The sequence below is a fragment of the Flavobacterium celericrescens genome, from assembly GCF_011392075.1.
GTDB classification, from domain to species: Bacteria; Bacteroidota; Bacteroidia; order Flavobacteriales; family Flavobacteriaceae; genus Flavobacterium; species Flavobacterium celericrescens.
This window is the reverse complement of record NZ_JAAJBV010000006.1, coordinates 146617-161672: the sequence shown is the minus strand read 5'-3', so window position 1 is coordinate 161672 and position 15056 is coordinate 146617. Positions and strand designations below refer to the sequence as shown.

Here is a 15056-nt window from a genome sequence, read left to right as displayed (position 1 = left end):
GTTTTCGTAATTATTACACAAAAATACAAATTATAAAAAAAACGCTCAACTAAATTGAGCGTTTTTATATTTAATCTTCACTTGGTTCTTTCATTACAAAAGATTCCATGAATTTTGTAGTGTAATTTCCTGCGACATAATCTGGTTCATCCATTAATTGTCTGTGGAAAGGTATTGTAGTTTTGATTCCTTCAATTACGAATTCGTCTAAAGCACGTTTCATTTTTGCAATTGCTTCTTCTCTTGTTTGAGCAGTAGTAATCAATTTAGCAATCATTGAATCATAATTTGGTGGAATTGTATAACCTGCATATACATGAGTATCTAGTCTAACACCATGACCTCCAGGAGCATGTAAAACGGTAATTTTACCTGGAGAAGGTCTAAAGTCGTTATATGGATCTTCAGCATTAATACGACATTCAATAGAATGTAATAAAGGGAAGTAGTTTTTACCAGAAATAGGAATTCCAGCAGCCACCATGATTTGTTCACGAATTAAATCATAATCAACAACTTGTTCAGTAATTGGGTGTTCTACTTGAATACGCGTATTCATTTCCATGAAGTAGAAATTTCTGTGTTTGTCAACTAAAAATTCAACAGTTCCCGCTCCTTCATATTTAATATATTCTGCGGCTTTAACAGCTGCTGTTCCCATTTTTTCACGCAATTCATCAGTCATAAAAGGGGAAGGAGTTTCCTCAGTTAATTTTTGATGACGGCGTTGTACCGAACAATCTCTTTCTGATAGATGGCAAGCTTTGCCATAAGAATCTCCAACAACTTGGATTTCAATATGACGAGGCTCTTCAATAAGTTTTTCCATGTACATTCCATCATTTCCGAATGCAGCAGCAGCTTCTTGGCGAGCACTTTCCCAAGCTTTTAATAATTCATCTTCTTTCCAGATGGCTCTCATTCCTTTTCCACCACCACCTGCGGTAGCTTTCATCATTACTGGATATCCGATTTCTTTAGCTACTTTTTTAGCTTGTTCAAAATCTTCTAAAATACCTTCAGAACCTGGAACACAAGGAACTCCTGCTTCAATCATTGTTGATTTTGCTGAGGCTTTGTCTCCCATACGATCAATCATTTCTGGAGAAGCTCCAATAAATTTGATGCCGTGTTCTTGACAAATTTTTGAAAATTTTGCGTTTTCAGATAAGAATCCATATCCTGGATGAATAGCATCTGCATTTGTAATTTCTGCAGCAGCTATAATATTAGACATTTTTAAGTAAGATAAATTACTTGGAGCTGGGCCAATACATACTGCTTCGTCTGCGAATTTTACGTGCAAACTATCTGCGTCAGCTGTAGAATACACAGCTACTGTTTTAATGCCCATTTCTCTACAGGTTCTAATTACACGTAATGCAATTTCACCTCTATTGGCAATTAATATTTTTTTAAACATATCCTTTAAAATTAAAAATTAAGAATTAAAAATTAAGAATTAAGAAAACCATAATTGGAATTTTTAATTTGTCATTCGCAATTTTTAATTGATTAAGATGGGTCTACTAAGAATAATGGTTGGTCAAATTCTACTGGAGATGAATCATCAACTAGTACTTTTACAATTTTACCAGATACTTCAGATTCAATTTCGTTGAATAATTTCATTGCTTCAATTACACAAAGTACATCACCTTTTCCTATTGATGAACCTACTTCAACAAAAACAGGTTTGTCTGGAGCTGGTTTTCTGTAGAAAGTGCCAATGATTGGTGATTTTACAGTAATATATTTTGAATTATCATCAGATGCAGGAGCAGAAACAGTGTCTGAAACAGCTGGAGATGATACTACTTGCGGTGCTAACATTTGAGGTGCTGCAGCCATAGGCATTTGTTGAACATAAGTAGTTGTGCTTTCTGTGCCTTCAGCAGTAGTTTTTATGGTGATTTTAAAATCGTCCATTTCTAATTTTACTTCTGTAGCGCCTGATTTTGCTACAAATTTGATTAGGTTTTGAATCTCTCTAATATCCATAATATTTGATTTAGTTTAGTTTGTTTTTATTTAGTATAAGCCCATTTTAAATAGATTGCTCCCCATGTAAATCCTCCACCGAAAGCAGCAAATATAATATTATCTCCTTTTTTTAATTGGTTTTCAAAATCAGATAATAATAAAGGTAATGTTGCAGATGTTGTATTTCCATATTTTTGAATATTGATTAAAACTTTTGAATCGTCTAATCCCATTCTGTTTGAAGTTGCATCTATAATTCTTCTGTTTGCCTGATGTGCTACTAACCAATTTACATCGTCATGAGTAAGATTGTTTCGTTGCATAATTTTTTCGCTCACATCCGCCATTCCAGAAACAGCATATTTGAAAACTGTTTTTCCGTCTTGAAATACAAAATGTTGCTTGTTTTTAACGGTTTCTTCTGTTGCAGGTAAAATAGAACCGCCGGCTTCGATTTTTAAAAATTCTCTACCAATTCCATCACTTTTTAAGATTTCATCTTGCAATCCTAATCCTTCAGAATTTGGTTCAAAAAGAACTGCTCCAGCTCCATCTCCAAAGATGATACAAGTTGCTCTATCAGTATAATCAATAATTGAAGACATTTTGTCTGCGCCAATCAATAATACTTTTTTGTATTTTCCAGAGGCGATATATGCTGATGCTGTTGACATTCCATAAAGGAAACTTGAACAAGCAGCGTGTAAATCAAATGCAAATGCGTTTGTTGCTCCAATTTCTGTTGCTACATATACACCTGTTGATGCTACTGGCATGTCTGGAGTTGCGGTTGCCATAATCACTAAATCAATTTCTTTAGGATCTAAATTGGCTTTCTCTAATAAGTTTTGAGCTGCTTTAATAGCAAGGTAAGAGGTTCCTTTGCCTTCTTCTTTTAATAATCTTCTTTCTTTAATTCCTGTACGAGTGGTAATCCATTCGTCATTGGTGTCTACCAATGTTTCCAATACTTGATTTGATAAAACAAAGTCTGGAACATACGAACCAATAGCGGTAATTGCTGCTGTTATTTTATTCATAAAGGTTAATTTTTCTATTCGAATTTTTTTGATTCGAAAAGTGGTGGAAATTACAAAAAAAATTTTAAACCAATCCTATTCGTTATTATAAATATATAACAAACTGGCACTTAACAAAAAAACTCTCACAATGTGAGAGTTTTCTCTATTTTTTTGATGCAATTAAGCTACTGCTTCTGCTTTGTCAATTACAACTTGACCTCTGTAGTACATTTTACCTTCATGCCAGTAAGCTCTGTGGTATAAGTGTGCTTCACCAGTTATAGGACATGTAGCAATTTGTGCAACTGTCGCTTTGTAATGTGTTCTTCTTTTATCTCTTCTTGTTGACGACTGTCTTCTCTTAGGATGTGCCATTTTTCTATTTTATTTATCCGTTAATAGTTTTTTTAAATTTTCCCATCTAGGGTCTATATCATCTTTTTGTTCTTCTGTTTTATTTTCTTTTGGAGCAAGTGATTCTAATTTTTCAACCACTTCTGACAAAGTACCATCTTTAACACCAGGATGAACTCTTCTTAATGGAACCGACAATACAATTGATTCATATATGTATTGCGCAACATTAACTTGAAACTCACCATGGGGTAATATGAGCAACTCTTCATTTTCGTCATTAAAGGTATCTCCAAACTTAACTAAAAGTTTTAATTTTCCTTTAATTGGCAAATCAAACTCTTCTCCAGAAACATCACAAGGTACATTTACTGTGCCTTTGTGTTTAAAGTCGAGTTCTAGCATGGTGCTTTTTTTCTCCAAAACAATATTTACTTTAACTGATGCATCGTTAAATTCATCGTAATCAAAGTTTTTAAAGAACGTATTATCTATTTGATAATCAAACTGATGCTTCCCTATTTTTAATCCCACAAAAGGAATCAAATATTCTTTTAAATTGTTCATAACAACAGTTTTACCTTTTTAAAAGGTGTGCAAAGATATAAAATTATTGTAAATTAAAACTAGTTGTAAACATTTTTTTGTTTATAACTGTTTTTCTTTTGTTTTTAAAGGGTTTTTGGTAAGCTCTTGATAGTCATTTCTTTTATTGTAAATGTCAATTGCTAAATAAACGGCTTCTTTAAATGATTCATGATTTGCAATTCCTTTACCTGCTATTTCATATGCTGTGCCGTGATCTGGTGATGTGCGAATTTTATTTAATCCTGCGGTATAGTTCACTCCATTGCCGAATGATAATGTTTTAAAAGGAATTAACCCTTGATCGTGATATGTTGCAATTACAGCATCATATTTTTCGTATTGTCCTGAACCAAAAAAACCATCCGCTGAAAATGGGCCGAAAACCATATTTCCTGATTCAAATAATTTTTTTAGTGTGGGCTTAATAATAGTTTCTTCTTCATTACCAATAACTCCGTTGTCGCCTGAATGTGGGTTTAATCCTAAAACAGCAACTTTAGGTTTTTCAATTTCAAAATCTTGTTTTAATGTTTTGATAATTGTTTGAATTTTATTCGAAATTAATTTTTCGGTTAAATTCTTAGCGACTTCATTTACAGGAACATGGTCGGTAAGTAATCCAACTCTTAAATCTTCGTGAATCATTAACATTAAAGCATCACCTTCTAGTGTTGTGTTTAAATAATCTGTATGTCCAGGAAATTTAAATTCTTCAGATTGAATGTTGTATTTATTGATAGGTGCTGTGACTAAGACGTCAACAAATCCTTCTTTCAGTGCTTTTGTGGCAGCAACAAAAGATTTTATTGCATAACTTCCTACAGTGTCGTCGTTTTTGCCAAACTCTAAATTGACACCTTCTCGCCAAACGTTCAATACATTTATTTTGCCTACAACAAGTTGTTCAAGCTTGTCAATTCCATGTATTGCTGTGGTTAAGTTTAATTCTCTTTTTAAAAATGAGATAATTTTGACATTTGCAAAAATTACAGGAGTACACAATTCTAGCATTCGATTGTCTTCAAATGTTTTTAATATGACTTCGCTCCCAATGCCATTTAAATCTCCAACCGAAATACCTACAATTATATTTTCTGCTTTTTTAACCATAACAAATGTGATTTATTGCTTACTTTTGAAGTGCAAATTTAGTAAAATTAAATCAGTTATGTTTACCGGAATTATAGAAACGCTTGGAATTGTAAAAGAAATTCAAAAAGAGCAAGAAAACCTTCACTTAACAGTGACTTCTGATATTACTCATGAATTAAAAATTGATCAAAGTGTTGCACATAATGGTATATGTTTGACGGTGGTAAAAATTCATCAAGATGAATACACAGTAACTGCAATCAAAGAAACAATAGATAAGACTTCTATTGGGACTTGGAAAGTTGGTGATGTTTTAAATATTGAACGTGCTATGAAGCTTGGAGATAGATTAGATGGGCATATAGTTCAAGGGCATGTTGATCAAGTAGGTGTTTGTACAAATATTAAAGAAGCTAATGGTAGTTGGGTTTTTACATTTGAATATAATCAAGATTTGAATAACATTACTATAGAAAAAGGTTCTATTACAATTAACGGAACAAGTTTAACCGTTGTGAATTCTCAAATAAATTCATTTAGTGTTGCAATTATTCCATATACTTTTGAACACACAAATTTTCATACTTTTAAAATAGGAACTATTGTGAACTTAGAGTTTGATGTGATTGGAAAATACGTGGCTCGTTTAAACGAATTAAGAAAATAAAAAAAAGGCTCTTTATAAAGAGCCTTTTTTTGTTGATATATATTTTTTAGATAAATAATAACCGGTTGCTAATGCTAAAAAAAACAGCACAACTATACTGCCATCTATAGGTAAGCCTGGAGGCGGCGGCGGTGTTGGCGGCGGCGGCGTTGGGTCTGCAGCAATAGCCGCTTGAACACTGAAAATCACCATTATTAGGGTTAAGGTTTTATTCATAGTTTTGTTTATTGGGCGTAAAAGTATTAAAAATACTTACTTTTCAAATTAGAAAAGGTTATATTTAATAATAAGTTAATATTGATATTTGTTTAACTCATTATGTTAATACGAAAATATAAATATTTTTATACTTTACAAGTTATTTTAACAAAAAAACTTAAAAAAAACTTAAAATTTAGTTTTTGTAGTGTTATTCTGTCATGTTTTCAAACTAAAGTGGTCCCACCTGGGCTCGAACCAGGGACCACCTGATTATGAGTCAGGTGCTCTAACCAACTGAGCTATAGGACCAGTTTGAGGATGCAATATTACTACTAATTTTTATTGCAAACAAATCTTTTTTAAAAGTTTATTTTATTTCTTGGCAAAGTTCAATTAAAACGCCATTAGTTCCTTTTGGATGAAGAAATGCAACTAGTTTGTTGTCAGCTCCTTTTTTGGGAGTTTCATTTAATATAATAAATCCTTCATTTTTTAATCGTGCTATTTCTTGGTTTATATCTTCGACGTCAAAAGCAATGTGATGAATGCCTTCTCCTTTTTTGTCGATGAATTTTGCAATTGGGCTTTCAGGATTTGTCGCTTCTAAAAGTTCAATTTTGTTTGGCCCATTCATAAAAAATGATGTTTTGACGCCCTCATTAGCAACTTCTTCTTCCTTGTATGGAGGTTGTCCAAATAATTTTTCAAAAAGTAAATTAGATGTTTCTAAATTTTTTACAGCAATGCCAATGTGTTCAATTTTTCTCATGCTATTATGTGTCTAAAATATTGTATCACAAAATTAGTAATTTTAAAAGCGTTTCTATCATCTACCATAGAAAAACACAATTATTTATAGCTTGAAAAAAAATCGTATTTTTGCCAAATGGAAACAAATAGACAAAAAAAAATAGGAGCACTTTTGCAAAATGACTTGGTCTCTATTTTGCAAGGAGAAATCCGTAAAAATAATATTAATAATTTAGTAATTTCGGTTTCAAAGGTTAATGTAACTACTGACTTGTCAATTGCCAAAGTGCATTTAAGTGTTTTTCCAACTGAAAAAGCTGGGGAAATTTTAGCGGCTGTAAAAAGTAACGCTCCTTTAATTAAACATGATTTAGCACAGCGTGTTAAAAATCAATTGCGTAAAGTTCCTAATTTAATTTTTTATATCGATGATAGTTTAGATTATATCGAACAAATTGATAAGGCACTTACTGGAGAAGAAAATCCAATTGAAAACCCAGATTTATTAGAAAAAAGAAAGAAATCTTAATTTGAACCTTTCATTATACATAGCCAAGCGTTATGCTATTAGTTTTAGCAAGAACAAAGCCATTAATATTATTACGGGAATTGCTTCTGTTGGAATTATTGCGAGTACTATGGCATTGTTTATCTTCTTGTCTGTTTTTAGTGGATTAAAAGAATTTACTCTAAATTTTGCGAATGTAACGGATCCCGATTTTAGATTAGAAACTACTAATGGGAAGTTTTTTAATATTTCAGAGAAACAAGAACAGCAATTAAAAGCAAGTAAGAATATCGCTTCCTACAGTAAAATAGTTGAAGAACGCGTTTATTTTTTATATAGCGAAAAAGAAGTAGTTGCTCATATTAAAGGAGTTGATAATAATTATAATAAGGTAAATGATTTTAATAGTCATTTATATGCAGGAGATTGGTTTGAATCAAATTCAGAGGAAGTTGTTGTAGGTGCTGAGATAAGTAGAAAGTTGGCTTTAGGATTATTTGATTATAGTAATGCGTTAGAAGTTTTTGCGCCAAAACCAGGAAAAGGGAACATTGAAAATCCAAATGAAGCCTTTAATAAAGCGATGCTTTTTCCTTCAGGGATTTATTCTATCAACGAAGATTTAGATAGTAAATATGTTTTTTGTGATATTGTATTGGCTCAAAACTTATTGGGTTTGCAATCTAATCAGTATACTAATATTGAGATAAAAGCTTCTCCTGAAAGCGATGAGGATGAATTTAGAATTGAAATTGAGAAAATTTTTGGTTCAACAATTAAAATTAAAAATAGAGCACAATTGAACGATTCGCTATACAAAATGTTGCAATCTGAAAATTTATTCATTTATCTTTTCAGTACGTTAGTAGTGATTTTGACATTGTTTTGTTTGGCAGGTGCTATCGTAATGATAATCATTGATAAAAAAGAGAATTTAAAAACGCTCTATAATATAGGTGTTACTAAAAATTCTATCAGAAATATATTCTTTGCACAAGGAATAATTATTACACTTTTTGGCTTATTTATTGGATTAGTGTTGGCAATTGCAATTATTGTTTTACAACAACAATTTTCTTTTATCATGATAACGTCATCAATGCCTTATCCAGTTTCTTTTGAATGGAGTAATATTGTAATAGTTGTTACAACTATTATTATTCTAGGAATTATATCATCTTGGATAGCTTCTGGAACAGTAACTAAAAATTTATTAAAATAACCTATTGATTTATCTATAATAAAAAACACTCCTAATGGAGTGTTTTTTATTGTTATACAAAGTAATTAATTCATGCTAAATTTTGCAGTAATTCCTTTAGGTTTTGGTAGCGATTTCATGTCAATAATTACATTTAAGGCTTCATCTATGTATACATCTTTTTGTAAATCTTCATGCCAGCGTTCGCGTTTTTGTTTTAATAATGAGTCTTTTTCAAATAAGACAACTTCATTTGGCAAGGATTGAAATTGTAATTTATTGTTGTAATCAGAAATAGCTTTAAATTTTTTAATTTTTGCATCTGAAATAGCCATTTCTTTTTTGAACTCGTTTAAGTTTAGACTGTAATCATTTTCGTCTTTACGTTCAAAAATCCATTTTGCATTCTCATCAATTAAATTAAAATAATTATTAGCAGCAATTCTTCTTTTGCTATTTGCAATAATGTTGTCGTAATTAATGTTTAATGGTTCGTATTTTGCTGGTTCAATTTTGTCCCAAGGTAATGCGCTTTCTTCGTCACGTTCTCCCATATCTAAATAAGAAAATCTGTCAGGAAAAACAATGTCGCTTTGTACACCTTCACGTTGTGTTGATCCACCATTAATTCGGTAGAATTTTTGAATTGTTGTTTTCAAAGCGCCTAAATCACCATACGAATTACCTCTAATAAATTGATTTAAGTCAATTACATTTTGAACAGTTCCTTTTCCGTATGAATGCTTACTTCCTACAATAATTCCTCTCTTATAATCTTGAATAGCTGCTGCAAAAATTTCAGATGCCGAAGCCGAAAAGTTATTAATCATTACAATAAGTGGTCCATCATATTGTACTTTTTTGTCTGGATCTGGTAAAATTTCAGGGTTTCGTCCTGGAGCTTTTACTTGTACCACCGGTCCTTCTGGAATGAATAATCCTACCATTTTTACGACTGTTTCAAGAGAACCTCCGCCGTTATCACGCAAGTCCATGATAATACCATCGATATTTTGAGCTTTTAAGCGTTCTATTTCAGTAGCAACATCTTTATAAGCGTCTCTATTTTCTTTATTTTCAAAACTAATGTAAAATTTTGGTAGATAGATGATTCCAAATCTTTTTCCGCCTTTTTCTACTATTGATGACTTGGCGAATGTTTCTTCTGTTTCTACTTCATCTCTAATAATAGTAATAACCTTAATGGAACCATCTACTTTTTTAACAGTTAATCTTACTTCGGTTCCTTTCGGACCTTTGATTTTCTTAACTACGTCGTCTAATCGCATACCAGCTACATCGATTGGTTCTTCTTTTCCTTGTCCTACTTTTAAAATTAAATCGCCTGCTTCTAATTCTTTTCCCTTCCAAGCTGGACCTCCAGAAATTAATTCGGAAACTTCAACAGCATCGTTTTTCTTTTGTAAACGCGCTCCAATTCCTTCAAAAGTTCCGCTCATACTTACATCAAATTTTTCTTTATCATCAGGTGAAAAATAGAAAGTATGTGGATCAAAGCGTTCTACAATTGAATTTAAAAAGATAGAAAACCAATCATTTCGGTCTAATTCTTTCTGTATAAAATCAAAATATTCATTTAAAGACTTTAACGAATTTTCACGAACTTCTTTTTCAATTTCGTCAAACGATTTACTTTGGTATGAAGCGTCTTTTGCTTTTTTATCTTCTTCTAATTTTTGTTTATCTGTTATAGATGATAATGCTTGTAATTTTAATTGCTTTCTCCATCTATCTGCTAATTCTTTTTTGTTTTTTGCAAATGGAAGTTTTTCATAATCCACATTAATGCTTTCATTTGTATTAAAATCAAAAGGTTTATCCAATATGTTTTCATAAATATCTCTAGATTCATCCATTCTTTGTAATAGACGAGAATTTGTTAGATTAAAGAATGTTAAATCTTTATCCTTAATCATATCATCAATTTGAGTTTCATATTTACTGAACTCATCAATATCGCTTTGTAAAAAGAAACGTTTAGTAGGGTCAATTCCATCTAGATACTTTGCATATACTTTTTTAGAAAATGCATCATCTAAAGCTACTGGACTATAATGACCTTTTTCTAATACAAAAGTTAACAACTCTAGTAATAGTTTGTCTTTTTCAGGGTCTTCTTTTTTATCTTTTGGAATAAAACTCCACAAAACTGCTGATAAAGCAGTTATTAGCAAAATAACCTTATAATTTCTCTTCATAAATTCCACAATTCGTTTCATTAAAAAATTTTCAACTAAATTACACAAAAAATCATGCCACAAGTCCGCAATTTACTATAAATTTTTGTTAAACCTATATTTTTTTTGTTGCAGAAAAAAGGTTTCGATATAAATTAATTAATTTAGCAAAAAATGATAAAAATGTTAAAACCACTTATACTTATTACAAACGACGACAGCATTGTTGCTCCTGGAATTAGAGCTTTGATTGAAGTAATGAAAGAATTAGGAGAAGTTGTAGTGGTTGCACCCGATAGTCCTCAAAGCGCAATGGGACACGCAATAACTATAAACAACACGCTCAAACTAGAGAAAGTACATTTGGATAAAGAAATTACTCAAGAGTATAGTTGTAGTGGAACACCTGTAGATTGTGTGAAAATTGCAGTTAATGAAATTTTAAAAAGAAAACCCGATTTATGTGTTTCAGGGATTAATCACGGTTCAAACTCATCTATCAATGTGATTTATTCTGGAACCATGAGTGCTGCTGTGGAAGCTGGTATTGAAGGAATTCCTGCCATTGGTTTTTCGTTGTTGGACTATAGTTGGGATGCAGATTTTGAACCTATAAAAAGTCACGTAAAGCAAATTGCACATAATGTTTTAGAAAAAGGATTGCCAAATGGAGTTGTTTTGAATGTTAATTTTCCTAAATTAGTCAAAGAAGAAATTAAAGGTATCAAAATTTGTCGCCAAGCAAAAGCTATGTGGCATGAAGAATTTGATAAGCGAACCAATCCGCAAGGAAAAGAATATTATTGGTTAACGGGTAAATTTGTTAATCAAGATAAAGGAACTGATACAGATGAATGGGCTTTAGAAAACGGTTATATTTCGATTGTTCCAGTTCAGTTTGATTTAACAGCGCATCATGCTATTCAGCAATTGAATGCTTGGGAATTATAAAGAAAAACATATGAAATATTATATCATAGCAGGAGAAGCTTCGGGTGATTTACATGGTTCTAATTTAATGAAAGCTTTGTATGAAAAAGACCCATCAGCCGAAATTCGTTTTTGGGGTGGCGATTTGATGCAAAGCGTAGGCGGAACATTGGTAAAACACTATCGCGAATTAGCATTTATGGGTTTTATAGAAGTTGTTATGAACCTAAAAACGATTTTGAATAACATCAAAATTTGCAAAAAAGATATTGAAGCGTTTCAACCAGATGCTATTATTTTTATCGATTATCCTGGGTTTAACATGCGAATTGCAACTTGGGCTAAAGCGAGAAATATACCAACTCATTATTACATTTCACCTCAAATTTGGGCTTGGAAAGAAAATAGAATCAAAGCAATCAAACGCGATGTCGATTACATGTATGTAATTCTTCCGTTTGAAAAAGATTTTTATGAGAAAAAACACCATTTTCCTGTTCATTTTGTAGGCCATCCACTAATTGATGCAATTGCAAGCAGAACCGAAATTTCAGATGCTATTTTTAGAACAGAAAATAATTTATCTGATAAACCAATTATAGCCTTATTGCCAGGGAGTAGAAAACAAGAAATTTCTAAAATGCTTTCTATTATGCTTTCAATAGTAAACGATTTTCCTGATTATCAGTTTGTAATTGCTGGTGCTCCAAGTCAGGAATATGAATTTTACAAGCCATTTCTAACAAGCGATAATGTAAAATTTATTTCGAATAAAACCTATGATTTATTAAGTCATTCGCATGCTGCTTTAGTAACTTCTGGAACGGCTACTTTAGAGACGGCTTTGTTTAATGTTCCTGAAGTGGTATGTTATAAAGGAAGTTGGATTTCGTATCAAATCGCTAAACGAATTATTACTTTGAAATACATTTCATTGGTCAATCTAATTATGGATAAAGAAGTGGTAAAAGAATTGATTCAAGATGATTTGAATACAAAAATTTTAAAAATTGAGTTGCAAAAAATTCTAAATCCAGAAAAAAGAGTCGATCTGTTGAAAAATTATGCCGAATTAAAACAAAATCTTGGTGGTGAAGGAGCAAGTAAAAAAACGGCACAATTGATTGTAAATACGCTATAATCCCTATTTTATGAAAAATGTTTTGATTGTGTTTCACTTGTCTTGTTTGCTTTTTTTTGCTCATCACAATGTAGTTTTTGAAAATATTATTTCTAACCCAGCGAATGAGTTTCAAAAAGAGGATCTTAAAAAAGGGATTTTTATTATGACTAAAAAAGGATGTCCTAGATGTAAAGAAACTTTGCTTTATTTGAATAATAATAAAATTGCTTTTAAAGAATTAAAGTATGACAACACAGCAGATAGGGCAAAAGTATGGACGTTGTTGAAACAAGAAAAGAATTTACCAAAAAACATAACTTTTCCAATAGTTGTCATTAACGGAAAACTTTCGCACAGTCATGACAATCTTACTCAATTTTTAAAAACGATTAAATAGCTTGGGATAATATAAACTAAATAGATTTTTGAAGCCACTTAAATTCCCCCTAATTACAATAACTTGCGCTTTTGCAGTTGGAATTATTGCTCAATATTATTGGAAAATATCTTTTTCTATTTTATTGATTAGCAGTTTGTTTGGTGTTCTTTTATTTGGGGTTTTTTATTGGAAAAGTAACAAGAAAATTATCCAAAACACTACTTTTGGAATAGTAGTTTATTTGCTTTCGTTTGTTTTGGGGATGATTACTTTTTTTGTTCATTTAGATAGTAATAAACAAAATCATTATTCTAGGCAAACTTTTGAAGCTACAAATTCTATTCGAGGAGTTGTTCAAACACCACTAAAACCAAATGCAAAATACAATAAATATTTTGTTACAGTAACAAGTTTTAATCAAGCAAATGTTTCCGGGAAATTATTGATTTATGTGCCAAAGAAGACCAAAATAATATTGCATTCTGGTGCTGAAATTTGGTTTATGGCTCCCGTTTATTCTATTCCAAAAGCATATAATCCTTATCAATTTGATTATGCAAATTACTTAGAAAAGCAAAATGTTTTTCATCAGGTTTATGCAAATGAAAATCATTTAAAAGTAATTCATCAGCATCATGACGTGGATTATTTTTTAGAAAATTTGCGCAATTCATTAAGCCGCAGTTTTGATATACATCATTTTGATGCTAAAACAAAAGCAATTGTTGATGCATTATTGCTAGGACAAAGAGTAGAAATGGATACACAAACTGTCACAGATTATTCGAATGCTGGCGTAATTCATGTGTTAGCAATTTCTGGATTACATATCTCAATTTTATACTTTGTTTTAGTATTTCTTTTAAAACCTTTAAAAAGAGTTAAGTTTGGTAACGAAATACAGCTTGTAATCATTCTTAGTTTTCTTTGGTTGTTTGCTTTATTAACTGGATTGCCAGCTTCAGTAACCAGAGCAGTTACTTTATTTAGTTTTATTAGTATTGGAAACTATTTTAATCAGCCAAAGGCAATTTATAATGCTATGGCTATTTCTGCTTTTTTAATTTTATTATTTGTTCCAAACGCTATTTTTGACATTGGATTTCAGTTGAGTTATGCAGCAGTTTTGGCAATTATTTTATTTCAGCCATTTTATAAGAAATTTCATTTTACAAAAAACAAAATAGGAATTTATTTTATAGATACTATTTTGGTTTCTATTGCAGCTCAAATAGGTGTTTTGCCATTGAGTTTGTATTATTTTAATCAATTGCCAATGCTATTTTTATTGGCAAATTTGGTTATTATTCCGCTTTCTAGCTTTGTGCTAATTTATGGAATTCTGATTTTGGTGCTTAATTTTATTCTCCCAGAAGCAGCTGTTTTTTTAGGAAAACTTTTGTCTTTTTTAATTCAACTTATGAATGATTATATTCATTGGATTGCACAATTTAAAAGTGGAATAATTACCAATATATCGTTTTCGGCTATTATGGTTTTAACACTTTACTTATTCATCATAAGCTGTTTATTTTGGATTTACAAGAAAAAAAGAAAGCACACTGTATATGTTTTAGTTGCACTTTTTATTTTTCAAATCAGTTTTATTTTTGTTAAAATTGCCGAAAATAAAGGCTCAGAATTAATTGTTTTCAATGATAAGAGCAGTTTGATAGGAATAAAAAATAGGAATACAATTATTGCATACACTGACGCTCCCGAAAATCACATTGCAACATTAAATCATTATAGTAGAGGAACTTTTTCGGATTCGCTACGCATTTTTCCTATGCAAAATGTATTGTTGTTTGATGAAAAGAGAATTTTAATTATCGATAGTTTAGGAATTTATAAAACTTCTATCAAACCAGAAATAGTTGTTTTAATGCAAAGCCCAAAAATTAATTTATCACGCTTAATTAAAGATGTAAACCCAAAACTAATTATAGCTGATAAAACTAATTATAGAAACTTATTAAAAGTGTGGAGTGCAACATGCCAAAAAGAAAAAATCCCTTTCCATGCCATAGCCGAAAAGGGATTTTATAGATTGAAATAAA

The 15056-nt window shown here is 31.0% G+C and carries 16 protein-coding genes and 1 tRNA gene; 7 read left to right on the top strand and 10 right to left on the bottom strand.

Features of this window, described 5'->3' with window-relative positions; genetic code table 11:
• Window positions 1-70: 70 nt before the first annotated feature.
• The 6 genes from accC to pdxA form a co-directional block, all read right to left on the bottom strand.
• A complete protein-coding gene (gene accC / locus G4L40_RS09520; RefSeq protein WP_166236966.1) occupies window positions 71-1423 on the bottom strand; it encodes an acetyl-CoA carboxylase biotin carboxylase subunit in 1353 nt (450 codons plus the stop codon).
• Between the two features lie 92 nt (window positions 1424-1515).
• Window positions 1516-2001 carry an acetyl-CoA carboxylase biotin carboxyl carrier protein gene (gene accB / locus G4L40_RS09515; RefSeq protein ID WP_166236965.1) on the bottom strand — a complete coding sequence of 162 codons (486 nt, stop codon included), beginning with the start codon at window positions 1999-2001 and terminating at the stop codon, window positions 1516-1518.
• A 26-nt stretch (window positions 2002-2027) separates the two neighbouring features.
• Complete coding sequence (locus tag G4L40_RS09510) at window positions 2028-3023, bottom strand: beta-ketoacyl-ACP synthase III (RefSeq protein WP_166236964.1); 996 nt, start codon at window positions 3021-3023, stop codon at window positions 2028-2030.
• A 162-nt stretch (window positions 3024-3185) separates the two neighbouring features.
• Window positions 3186-3380, bottom strand: a complete 195-nt coding sequence (rpmF, locus tag G4L40_RS09505) for a 50S ribosomal protein L32 (RefSeq protein WP_166236963.1) — start codon at window positions 3378-3380, stop codon at window positions 3186-3188.
• Between the two features lie 9 nt (window positions 3381-3389).
• Window positions 3390-3926, bottom strand: coding sequence for a YceD family protein (locus G4L40_RS09500; RefSeq protein ID WP_166236962.1), 537 nt, complete (start codon window positions 3924-3926; stop codon window positions 3390-3392).
• 81 nt (window positions 3927-4007) lie between these two features.
• Window positions 4008-5057, bottom strand: coding sequence for a 4-hydroxythreonine-4-phosphate dehydrogenase PdxA (gene pdxA / locus G4L40_RS09495; protein WP_166236961.1), 1050 nt, complete (start codon window positions 5055-5057; stop codon window positions 4008-4010).
• Window positions 5058-5115: 58 nt separating this feature from the next.
• On the opposite strand from pdxA, the gene G4L40_RS09490 reads away from it, so the two are divergent.
• Window positions 5116-5706 (top strand): riboflavin synthase, encoded by a 591-nt coding sequence (locus G4L40_RS09490; protein WP_166236960.1) that lies wholly within the window; start codon window positions 5116-5118, stop codon window positions 5704-5706.
• A gap of 12 nt (window positions 5707-5718) precedes the next feature.
• Here G4L40_RS09490 and G4L40_RS09485 read toward each other — a convergent pair whose 3' ends face one another.
• From G4L40_RS09485 to mce, 3 genes are all read right to left on the bottom strand, one after another.
• The gene (locus tag G4L40_RS09485; RefSeq protein ID WP_166236959.1) at window positions 5719-5922 is read right to left on the bottom strand and encodes a hypothetical protein; all 204 of its coding nucleotides are present in this window, start codon (window positions 5920-5922) and stop codon (window positions 5719-5721) included.
• A 220-nt stretch (window positions 5923-6142) separates the two neighbouring features.
• Window positions 6143-6216, bottom strand: a tRNA-Ile gene (locus tag G4L40_RS09480).
• A gap of 58 nt (window positions 6217-6274) precedes the next feature.
• Window positions 6275-6676, bottom strand: a complete 402-nt coding sequence (gene mce / locus G4L40_RS09475) for a methylmalonyl-CoA epimerase (RefSeq protein WP_166236958.1) — start codon at window positions 6674-6676, stop codon at window positions 6275-6277.
• A gap of 117 nt (window positions 6677-6793) precedes the next feature.
• On the opposite strand from mce, the gene rbfA reads away from it, so the two are divergent.
• Together rbfA and G4L40_RS09465 are read left to right on the top strand one after the other, a co-directional pair.
• Window positions 6794-7186, top strand: a complete 393-nt coding sequence (rbfA, locus tag G4L40_RS09470) for a 30S ribosome-binding factor RbfA (protein WP_166236957.1) — start codon at window positions 6794-6796, stop codon at window positions 7184-7186.
• A gap of 1 nt (window position 7187) precedes the next feature.
• Entirely contained in the window at window positions 7188-8387 is a 1200-nt protein-coding gene (locus tag G4L40_RS09465) for an ABC transporter permease (protein WP_166236956.1), read from the top strand.
• Between the two features lie 65 nt (window positions 8388-8452).
• On the opposite strand, the gene G4L40_RS09460 is transcribed toward G4L40_RS09465, so the two are convergent.
• Entirely contained in the window at window positions 8453-10606 is a 2154-nt protein-coding gene (locus G4L40_RS09460; RefSeq protein ID WP_166236955.1) for a carboxy terminal-processing peptidase, read from the bottom strand.
• A gap of 141 nt (window positions 10607-10747) precedes the next feature.
• Here G4L40_RS09460 and surE point away from each other — a divergent pair, with 141 nt between their 5' ends.
• Genes surE through G4L40_RS09440 form a run of 4 tightly spaced genes read left to right on the top strand, consistent with a single transcriptional unit; the run spans window position 10748 to window position 15055 of the window.
• Window positions 10748-11515, top strand: a complete 768-nt coding sequence (surE, locus tag G4L40_RS09455) for a 5'/3'-nucleotidase SurE (RefSeq protein WP_166236954.1) — start codon at window positions 10748-10750, stop codon at window positions 11513-11515.
• 10 nt (window positions 11516-11525) lie between these two features.
• The gene (gene lpxB, locus G4L40_RS09450) at window positions 11526-12635 is read left to right on the top strand and encodes a lipid-A-disaccharide synthase (protein ID WP_166236953.1); all 1110 of its coding nucleotides are present in this window, start codon (window positions 11526-11528) and stop codon (window positions 12633-12635) included.
• 10 nt (window positions 12636-12645) lie between these two features.
• Complete coding sequence (locus G4L40_RS09445) at window positions 12646-13014, top strand: glutaredoxin domain-containing protein (RefSeq protein WP_166236952.1); 369 nt, start codon at window positions 12646-12648, stop codon at window positions 13012-13014.
• A gap of 28 nt (window positions 13015-13042) precedes the next feature.
• Window positions 13043-15055 carry a ComEC/Rec2 family competence protein gene (locus G4L40_RS09440; protein WP_166236951.1) on the top strand — a complete coding sequence of 671 codons (2013 nt, stop codon included), beginning with the start codon at window positions 13043-13045 and terminating at the stop codon, window positions 15053-15055.
• Window position 15056: the final 1 nt, after the last annotated feature.

What these genes read in the sequence shown, in the direction of transcription:
- G4L40_RS09485 (WP_166236959.1), bottom strand. Translation starts at nt 5,922, where the DNA reads ATGAATAAAACCTTAACCCTAATAATGGTGATTTTCAGTGTTCAAGCG.
- pdxA (WP_166236961.1), bottom strand. Translation starts at nt 5,057, where the DNA reads ATGGTTAAAAAAGCAGAAAATATAATTGTAGGTATTTCGGTTGGAGAT.
- rpmF (WP_166236963.1), bottom strand. Translation starts at nt 3,380, where the DNA reads ATGGCACATCCTAAGAGAAGACAGTCGTCAACAAGAAGAGATAAAAGA.
- lpxB (WP_166236953.1), top strand. Translation starts at nt 11,526, where the DNA reads ATGAAATATTATATCATAGCAGGAGAAGCTTCGGGTGATTTACATGGT.
- G4L40_RS09445 (WP_166236952.1), top strand. Translation starts at nt 12,646, where the DNA reads ATGAAAAATGTTTTGATTGTGTTTCACTTGTCTTGTTTGCTTTTTTTT.
- G4L40_RS09490 (WP_166236960.1), top strand. Translation starts at nt 5,116, where the DNA reads ATGTTTACCGGAATTATAGAAACGCTTGGAATTGTAAAAGAAATTCAA.
- accB (WP_166236965.1), bottom strand. Translation starts at nt 2,001, where the DNA reads ATGGATATTAGAGAGATTCAAAACCTAATCAAATTTGTAGCAAAATCA.
- surE (WP_166236954.1), top strand. Translation starts at nt 10,748, where the DNA reads ATGTTAAAACCACTTATACTTATTACAAACGACGACAGCATTGTTGCT.
- G4L40_RS09460 (WP_166236955.1), bottom strand. Translation starts at nt 10,606, where the DNA reads ATGAAACGAATTGTGGAATTTATGAAGAGAAATTATAAGGTTATTTTG.
- rbfA (WP_166236957.1), top strand. Translation starts at nt 6,794, where the DNA reads ATGGAAACAAATAGACAAAAAAAAATAGGAGCACTTTTGCAAAATGAC.
- mce (WP_166236958.1), bottom strand. Translation starts at nt 6,676, where the DNA reads ATGAGAAAAATTGAACACATTGGCATTGCTGTAAAAAATTTAGAAACA.
- G4L40_RS09500 (WP_166236962.1), bottom strand. Translation starts at nt 3,926, where the DNA reads ATGAACAATTTAAAAGAATATTTGATTCCTTTTGTGGGATTAAAAATA.
- accC (WP_166236966.1), bottom strand. Translation starts at nt 1,423, where the DNA reads ATGTTTAAAAAAATATTAATTGCCAATAGAGGTGAAATTGCATTACGT.
- G4L40_RS09510 (WP_166236964.1), bottom strand. Translation starts at nt 3,023, where the DNA reads ATGAATAAAATAACAGCAGCAATTACCGCTATTGGTTCGTATGTTCCA.